This window comes from Odoribacter sp. (genome assembly GCF_985060555.1).
The window spans coordinates 1-7,538 of record NZ_CFKYFN010000112.1; the positions used below are offsets into that span (position 1 = coordinate 1).

Consider the following 7,538-nt stretch of genomic DNA (forward strand, 5'->3'; position numbering starts at 1 on the left):
TAGCTCAGTCGGTTAGAGCATCTGACTGTTAATCAGAGGGTCCTTGGTTCAAGTCCAAGAGGAAGAGCAAAAAGGTTCGTCAATTAGGCGAACCTTTTTTGTTTTCCCACATTATCCCACACAAAAGACAAACATTTCTATTTCATATTCAAAGATTTAACATACATTTGCCAAATGTAAAGTAAGGAGTTTCATAAAAGCACCTGTCTTTATTTATTAGAAAAACATATTTTAATCCAAACACCAAACTACAATGAAAACTCTTTTATTCTTTTTAGTCATAGGATTCAGCCTATGTACCGCTGGTAAAGCACAAACCTCTCTTGTTTCTACGCGAGAAAAATTCCGCCACCATGAAATATCCGTCAGTTACGGCTTCCTCCCCATTACCGACGCCAATAGTATAGCCGAAGAGTTTATTGCTCCGACAGCAAGTTTTGGAATCTATACACGCGAGAAGACCAGCTATTACGGCGCTCTGAATATCAGTTATATTTATAGAATCAACCGTAAAATCAGCCTAGGCGTAACCGGAGGAATAACCGGTAATAGAGGGACGGCCAGTAGCCTTTATGAAGTTTTGGATGAGAATAAGAACGATGACCGGCGCTATCTGTATATCCTCCCCACCTTCCGGTGGCATTGGTTCACCCGCCCCCAATTCTCCCTATATTCCTCTGCAGGGCTCGGCGCCTATTTCCTCCGGAACAGCTTTGGAGGAGACACTTATCACAAAAAGGAATTTGCCTATCAGTTCAGTTTTCTGGGTATCGAATATGGAAATCAGTTTGCCTTCTTCACCGAATTCGGCGTAGGATATACGGGAACAATCGTGGCAGGCGGACGTTTCCGCTTCTGATTCACGAACCCGCCACTGCCAGCGTCAGGATACTAACATGTACGCCTCCCACATCTTTAAGCGCATCGGCACATGCAGTTGTAGTGGCTCCGGTGGTCAGTACATCATCCACAATAAGGATATGTTTCCCCACAAAGCGTTCCGGATAGCGGAGAAGGAAAATACCGTCTACATTTTCCCAACGCTCGTAAGCAGACTTTCGGGTCTGCGTTTCCGTATGTCTTCTGCGCAGCACGGAGGACACATCAATAGGAATACCCGTTACGGCAGAAACGCCGCGCGCTATACATTCACTCTGATTGTATCCGCGCAACTTTTGTTTGCGGGGATGTAGAGGAACGGGGATAATTACGTCTATACCACGGAAAAAACCGGTAGCCGCCAGCTCCGCTGCCATAAAACGCCCCATTATTTCTCCCAAATCTTTCCGGCCTCCATACTTCAGTTGATGCAGGATGTGGCGGAAATCACTTCCTTTGTGATAATAAAAGAAGGAAGTGCCGCGTTCCAGAGGTATCTTCCCCCAAAACATACGCTCCACGGAGTTGTCTTCGCGAAGATGATAGTTTGTCCGTGGCATATTCATATTACACCTGATGCAAATGCCCTCTTCTCCCTCTTGCAAAGAGCTCCCGCATACAGCACACTGACGCGGGAAGAAGAGATGGACAAAGGACAAGAACCAGGCTTTAAATGTGTTTTCCATAAAAAAGTGTAATAAGGCAATAAGAACCGTATCAGAATGGCAGCGCCTCCCGTACCAACCGCAAAAACAACGGATGCAGCGGCCCGTTGGTGGCTATGATATGATGCCCTTCTATAAAGTTCTCGTTTCCCAAAAAGTCTGTTACCTTACCGCCGGCTTCCAACACCATGAGTGCAGCCGCAGAGAAATCCCACTTACCGATAAAAGCTTCCAGCCAAGCGTCAAAACGTCCGGCAGCCACATAGCAGAGGGCAAGCGCCGCCGAACCATTCATGCGAATGCCTGCAACCTTACCGTAAAGTTCGTGTATCAAATGTTCGCCCGTACGGGCATACTGCTCGAAATTGTAGGGTAACTCTGTCACCACAAAAGCGTCTTTCAGTTCACTGACAAGCGAAACACGCAACCGTTCTCCGTTCACATAGGCTCCTCCTCCTTTCCAAGCATAAAAACACTCGTCTCGGCAGGGTTCATAAACCACACCCAGCAAAAGCGACTGCTTGTCACGCAAGGCAATACTTACACAATAGGGAGCATTGTCGTGAATATAGTTCGTTGTCCCATCCAAAGGATCCACTACCCAGCAATACGTTTCGTCACTATAGGCAGCAGACCCTTCTTCGGCAATGAATCCGGCTTCGGGAAGCAATTTCCTAAGGGCAGATACAACCTTTTTCTCGGAAGCCTTGTCCACATAAGATACATAATCGTGCGCATGTTTTTCCTGCACCACCTCCCGACGGAAACTTTTCCGCTCTTCCTTCAAAAAATGCCCGGCTTCACGGGCTACACAGCAGACAGCCTCTGTCAACGCCTTCAAATTTTCCATATTCTTATATTATTTACCATTCGCATCTTCCTGATAAATGAGCCTCCCCCGTTGGCTGACCGTCCACTCACCGTCTTCCAGACGTACGTTTTTCGTATCATCATCTTCCACATTCCAGGCATATCCACCGGCAGGCAGACCTCGACGGTCCAGAATTTCGTTCGAAACACCTTCCTCCGAGAAAAACAACTCCACTTGCGTAGAGTCCGGACTGAACACCAAGAACAAAGTCTTCCCGGCATCATCCACTGCATTCATGCGGACACCTTTCTCCCACAAACGGATGCAATCTTTCTGCACCTCGCTCCACGTATATCCGGCAGAAGCAATACAACCATGTTCGTCTTTATCACTACCAACCACGGCCTCTTTTTCCTTTCTCTCCGAAGTTTCCGCTTCCTTTTTACCGCCGTTTCCACAACCGGTCAACAAAGCTCCGGCACATATCAGGCACATAGATACAACCTTCATATTCATACGCTTGTTTTTATTAGTTTTCAATTGACAAAGTTAAAAACAAATCGGCAGTACTAAAAGTTTCTTCCCTTTTTATACGCACGGCTCTTTCGTTTAAAGGAGTTATCGGGAGTCAGAAGGAGTCATCAGCCGGCAAGTCGGCTTAGGAGTTAAAGCCGATAGTTCTGTGAATACATACACAAGAGTATCGGCTGTAACCCCTAGCGGAGCAAAGTGATAACTCCTCTAACTCTCTTGCTTGTCATGGCTTGAGATATACCACTGTTTTTCCACTACCATATTTGCGAATAATACCTTCTTCCAGAAATAGGTTCAAATCGGCCACCGCCTGATGTTTCGCCTTTCCGGTCAGCTGTTCATAATCAGTACGCGTAATGCAGCCATACTTATTCAAATGCTGCAACAGTTTTTTTCTCCGCTCCTCCAGTGTCAATTTGGAATGAGAGATATAGGGAGATGCTTTCCGTTCCAGCTCCATCGTCTGAAAGCGGTTGCGGAATTTACTGCCGATACGCAAGTTTACATTCTGAAAATGCACGGACGGAGAGCGAATATCCTTTTTATTCGCCACGGCCTTGTCGCACTTCAATGATAACGAAAAGAATCCCAATTCGCCCACTTCAACTATCCATCCGTCTGCCAGCCAGCTGTGCAACTCATCCGTTATAGCCTGCAACGTGCCATCGAGAATGGCAGGGCTGAAACCGGTAGCCTTGTGAACCAGTTCGCGGAATTTATCGGCAGGAATGGTTCCTTTGGGAAGAATACGGGCGTGAAGCAGCTTTTCTTCACCGTCCTCCGGAGAAGGATTGGGGGTCTGGTATAAATCGTAATAAGCACTCATATAATTTAGAATATCAGTTGGGCAATATTATTCATTCAATGCTGCAAGAACAAGTCCTGATGCACCGAGTTTAATTCGTTAGACAGTTGTTGCTGTTTCGTTAAACGTCCATCTTACGAAAGAACAACAATTGTCTAACGGAAAGAAGACATCTGTCTAACGAATTAAAAACAACGCCCAAAAGTATTAATAAAAAGGGAAGTAGGGATTAAAAAAGGGGAAAAATCGCTCTAATAATAGGTTCATTGGCGTAATAAAAGCTTTTATTCAGTTGGTTTTTAAACAGACTCTTAAATGAGCAAAGTTGAGAATAAAAAGTTGCCGTTCCAAACAAAGAAAGAATGTTTATTTTGCTCCTGCTGGGCAACTCCATAACATCGCCATAGAACACCTTCCAAGCAGCGACTCTACTTTTATAGCGGAACAAATAAATTTCTATCGGTTGTCGTCTACGCGACAATTGGTTATGATAAAAGACAAAAGCCATATTAAAGAAGCTGTTCTCTATGGAGGTCTTAAATATGATGCTGATACAACAGCTTTAGTAGTCGAAAACAAAAAATATACTGATATTCCTCGAGACTTGAATATTCAACATACCTTCTATCCGGATTCCCTAAACCTGCGTGACGGAGCCAAATACCTTCCCGCCACTAAGATAGAAGCTGAACAAATTAAACAAGCACTAGAGAATACGAGACTTCAGCCAGCCTTATATATGGATTTACGAGGTACAGAAGAATCTTTTAAAGCTTTATCAGGTAAGAATATCAGTATGCTACATATCGCCACTCATGGTTTCTATTGGACAGAAACAGAAGCCAGACAGACAAAGGATCTTGATTTCTTGATGATGGGAGACAATAACCAATCACGCTACGTAGAAGACAAAGCATTGACTCGATCAGGACTGCTATTGTCAGGAGCAAATATTGCACTGAAAGGAAATCCTTTGCCGGAAGGATTAGAAGACGGCATACTCACCGCCAAAGAGCTTGCCGGTTTAGATTTACGAGGGTTAGACCTGGTAGTACTTTCTGCCTGCCAAACCGGACTGGGAGAAATAACCGGTGACGGAGTATTCGGCTTGCAACGCGGTTTCAAAAAAGCGGGAGCCAACACATTATTAATGAGTCTCTGGAAAGTGGACGATAATGCTACTCAACTCTTGATGACACAGTTTTACAAGAATCTGCTCGCAGGAAAGAGCAAATTTGAATCTTTGCGCGAGGCCCAGAAGTATGTACGTGACTACGAAGTTGAAATTGAAACAACTCCCGACAAGCGCTGGCAGTCAGAAGCCAGGCAAAAAGAAAAACAGAGCAAAAAGCCTATGCCCAAAGAGTTCAAGAAAATAAAAAAATATAAGGATCCCTTTTACTGGGCTGCATTCATTTTATTGGATGCAATTGATTAACTCTTAATTTATGAAAAACATGAAAAATTACTTATTGTGCATATTCCTTGCAGTATTTACCATCAGTATTTATGGGCAAAACCACAAGAATGCTGCGGACTATAGGACAGATGCAATAAATGGAAACGCGATTGCACAATTCTATCTCGGACAGAGCTACTTTAGGGGATGGGGTATAAAACCTGATACCATACAAGCCGTTTATTGGTGGCGAAAGTCGGCTGAGCAAGGAAATCCTGCTGCACAAAACAATATGGGTGCAGCCTATAGTAATGGCTGGGGGAATTTAACTCAAAATAAAGAAACGGCCATCTATTGGTATAAAAAAGCAGCTGAAAAAAATGGGGCTTTTCCACAAAAGAACCTTGGACGCATATATGAAGACAAAGAAAACTATGAAGAGGCTTTTATCTGGTATAAAAAAGCCGCCGAACACAATAATAGCCCGGAATCTTATTATGCACAAAGCCGCTTAGCCTATTTACTGAAAAACGGGTTAGGAGTCACAAAGAATTACCCCGCCGGAATGGCATGGACAAAACGAGCAGCTAAAAACGGGAATGCAAGCGGACAGATTTCGCTTGCAATCTCTTATGAATACGGCATAGACAACATCTTGAGAAAAGATGGGAATTCAGCGTTATATTGGTACAAAAAGGCTGCTCTCAACAAAGACATTGGAGAACTCCAGAAGTCTATAGCAGAAGCTGCCATAGAAAGATTGGAAGAAGCGGGATTCAACGGACAGAATACTCTCCTCAAAATGATACCGGACTATAAACCATTCTACACTGCACCTTCGGAAAGTGAACAGAAAAGCATGCATGAATCTGTTCGCAATAGCACGGTAGAGTGGGGAAAAACAATAGAAGGAGAGGCTTCTCTAGGACAAACCCAAAATGATGAAATAAATGGATTCAGGGTAGAATTCAAAGAAGATAATATTAAAATTGGCTTTACTAAAAACTCAGAATTCACTTTATTCATCCATATTCAAGAAGATGACATAATAGTTAAAAATGGCTCTGAAAATGGTGTAGAATACAACCGAAACACCGGAAAACCGTATATGCTGCTCCGCCCCTACAGTTATGAAATAGAAGCCAAAGAATATCCCGGACAAATATTTGAACGGACAAACTACACAAACGGGAATAAATATTGGGGAGAAACCTATAATGGACAACGCCACGGATACGGCATTCATATCTGGGAAAATGGGAATATGTGGTTCGGCCCTTGGAAGGATGGTGAAAGAAATGGATACGGCGCTTACTTTGATATTACGGCACACACCATTCAGTCAGGAAAATGGATTGGAAATGAATTGATAGCCGGTACTTCTTATATCTGTAAAGAAAAAGCGGAACCGGTTCTTCCAGCCAGAACCAGAACCGTTTCAAAACCATTTTCCTATAGCGGTACTGTTCGCTATATAAATTTACCGACCAGCTCATACATGTCATACATCACAGAAGCCATCAACAAATGGGGGAAATGCCGTACCGGAGCAATCACTATGTATGGAGCAGGAGTAGGAGTGTATGGGAATAGTGGATATGCCTACACCGGCAGTACTCCCAGCAAGCTTAAGAAACGTATAGAAGAAGCCAACAGCAGCAATGCTGAAATAACAGACATCAACATCACTGAAAATGGCAACTATGTAATTATCTTAGGCGGTTCAGGGTATTGGACTCTTGGTTATCCGGATGCATTCCTCAAAAAACTGGAACAATATCGTACAGGAGATTTAAGAGACGACAATATTCTTTCGGCCTGCTTCAATGATAGAGGAGAATGGGTAGTTATCACGGACAAGCATTACAGCTATTCAAATGAAACCATCAAAAATTTCATACTGAAAGCCGAAGAACTATACGAAGAGGTTTACTATGCCTATATTACCAATTACGGGATGATAGCTTGCTGCAAAAACGGAGTATATTACAAAAACATTCCATCCAATTTGGCAGAGGCATTGAAGAAACTCACATTCAAACCCAAAGTCATCAAGTTTACAGACAATGGATTGTACTTGATTACAGATGGAGAATCACAAAATTATTATTTTAGATTTTCATCGGTTAGACTTAACCGATTGAGGAATAAACTTTTAGCGAATTATTTGAAAAGTGGCGGTAACGAGTTAGCAACCGTGCGAATTTCAGCGTTTTGCGTTGCTATGCTGTCAAATAACTCTTTCATTTGCAAATATAGCATCTTTTTTCGAAAGTACGAACTATCGGCGGCAGTTTTATAAAATCGACTGGCGAAAAAACAAATAGAATTTTCCAAAATAGCTTGGGATAAGCCATTTGGAAAATCCAGTGTAAGCTGCCCCCTAAAACCAAGCGATTCTGCCCCCTTGTGCTAAAATAATCCTACCCCCTTGATTCCAATATA

At 43.2% G+C, this 7,538-nt stretch carries 7 protein-coding genes and 1 tRNA gene; 4 read left to right on the top strand and 4 right to left on the bottom strand.

The annotated features are described in order from the left end of the window. The first annotated feature begins 1 nt into the window (after position 1). Positions 2-60 (top strand) — tRNA-Asn (locus AC5RDS_RS16115). A 193-nt stretch (positions 61-253) separates the two neighbouring features. Further along, entirely contained in the window at positions 254-859 is a 606-nt protein-coding gene (locus AC5RDS_RS16120; protein WP_005830614.1) for an outer membrane beta-barrel protein, read from the top strand. Between the two features lies 1 nt (position 860). On the opposite strand, the gene AC5RDS_RS16125 is transcribed toward AC5RDS_RS16120, so the two are convergent. The 4 genes from AC5RDS_RS16125 to AC5RDS_RS16140 all read right to left on the bottom strand — a co-directional run bounded on the left by AC5RDS_RS16125 (position 861) and on the right by AC5RDS_RS16140 (position 3,715). Next, positions 861-1,565 carry a ComF family protein gene (locus AC5RDS_RS16125; protein ID WP_005830616.1) on the bottom strand — a complete coding sequence of 235 codons (705 nt, stop codon included), beginning with the start codon at positions 1,563-1,565 and terminating at the stop codon, positions 861-863. A 31-nt stretch (positions 1,566-1,596) separates the two neighbouring features. After that, a complete protein-coding gene (locus AC5RDS_RS16130) occupies positions 1,597-2,394 on the bottom strand; it encodes an inositol monophosphatase family protein (RefSeq protein WP_005830618.1) in 798 nt (265 codons plus the stop codon). Between the two features lie 9 nt (positions 2,395-2,403). Further along, complete coding sequence (locus AC5RDS_RS16135) at positions 2,404-2,871, bottom strand: hypothetical protein (RefSeq protein WP_016272409.1); 468 nt, start codon at positions 2,869-2,871, stop codon at positions 2,404-2,406. Positions 2,872-3,112: 241 nt separating this feature from the next. Next, positions 3,113-3,715: an HU family DNA-binding protein gene (locus tag AC5RDS_RS16140; protein ID WP_016272408.1), complete on the bottom strand. Its 603-nt coding sequence runs from the start codon at positions 3,713-3,715 to the stop codon at positions 3,113-3,115. 304 nt (positions 3,716-4,019) lie between these two features. On the opposite strand from AC5RDS_RS16140, the gene AC5RDS_RS16145 reads away from it, so the two are divergent. Continuing rightward, entirely contained in the window at positions 4,020-5,132 is a 1,113-nt protein-coding gene (locus AC5RDS_RS16145; RefSeq protein ID WP_005834454.1) for a CHAT domain-containing protein, read from the top strand. Positions 5,133-5,142: 10 nt separating this feature from the next. Next, positions 5,143-7,395 carry a tetratricopeptide repeat protein gene (locus AC5RDS_RS16150; RefSeq protein WP_225982710.1) on the top strand — a complete coding sequence of 751 codons (2,253 nt, stop codon included), beginning with the start codon at positions 5,143-5,145 and terminating at the stop codon, positions 7,393-7,395. Positions 7,396-7,538: the final 143 nt, after the last annotated feature.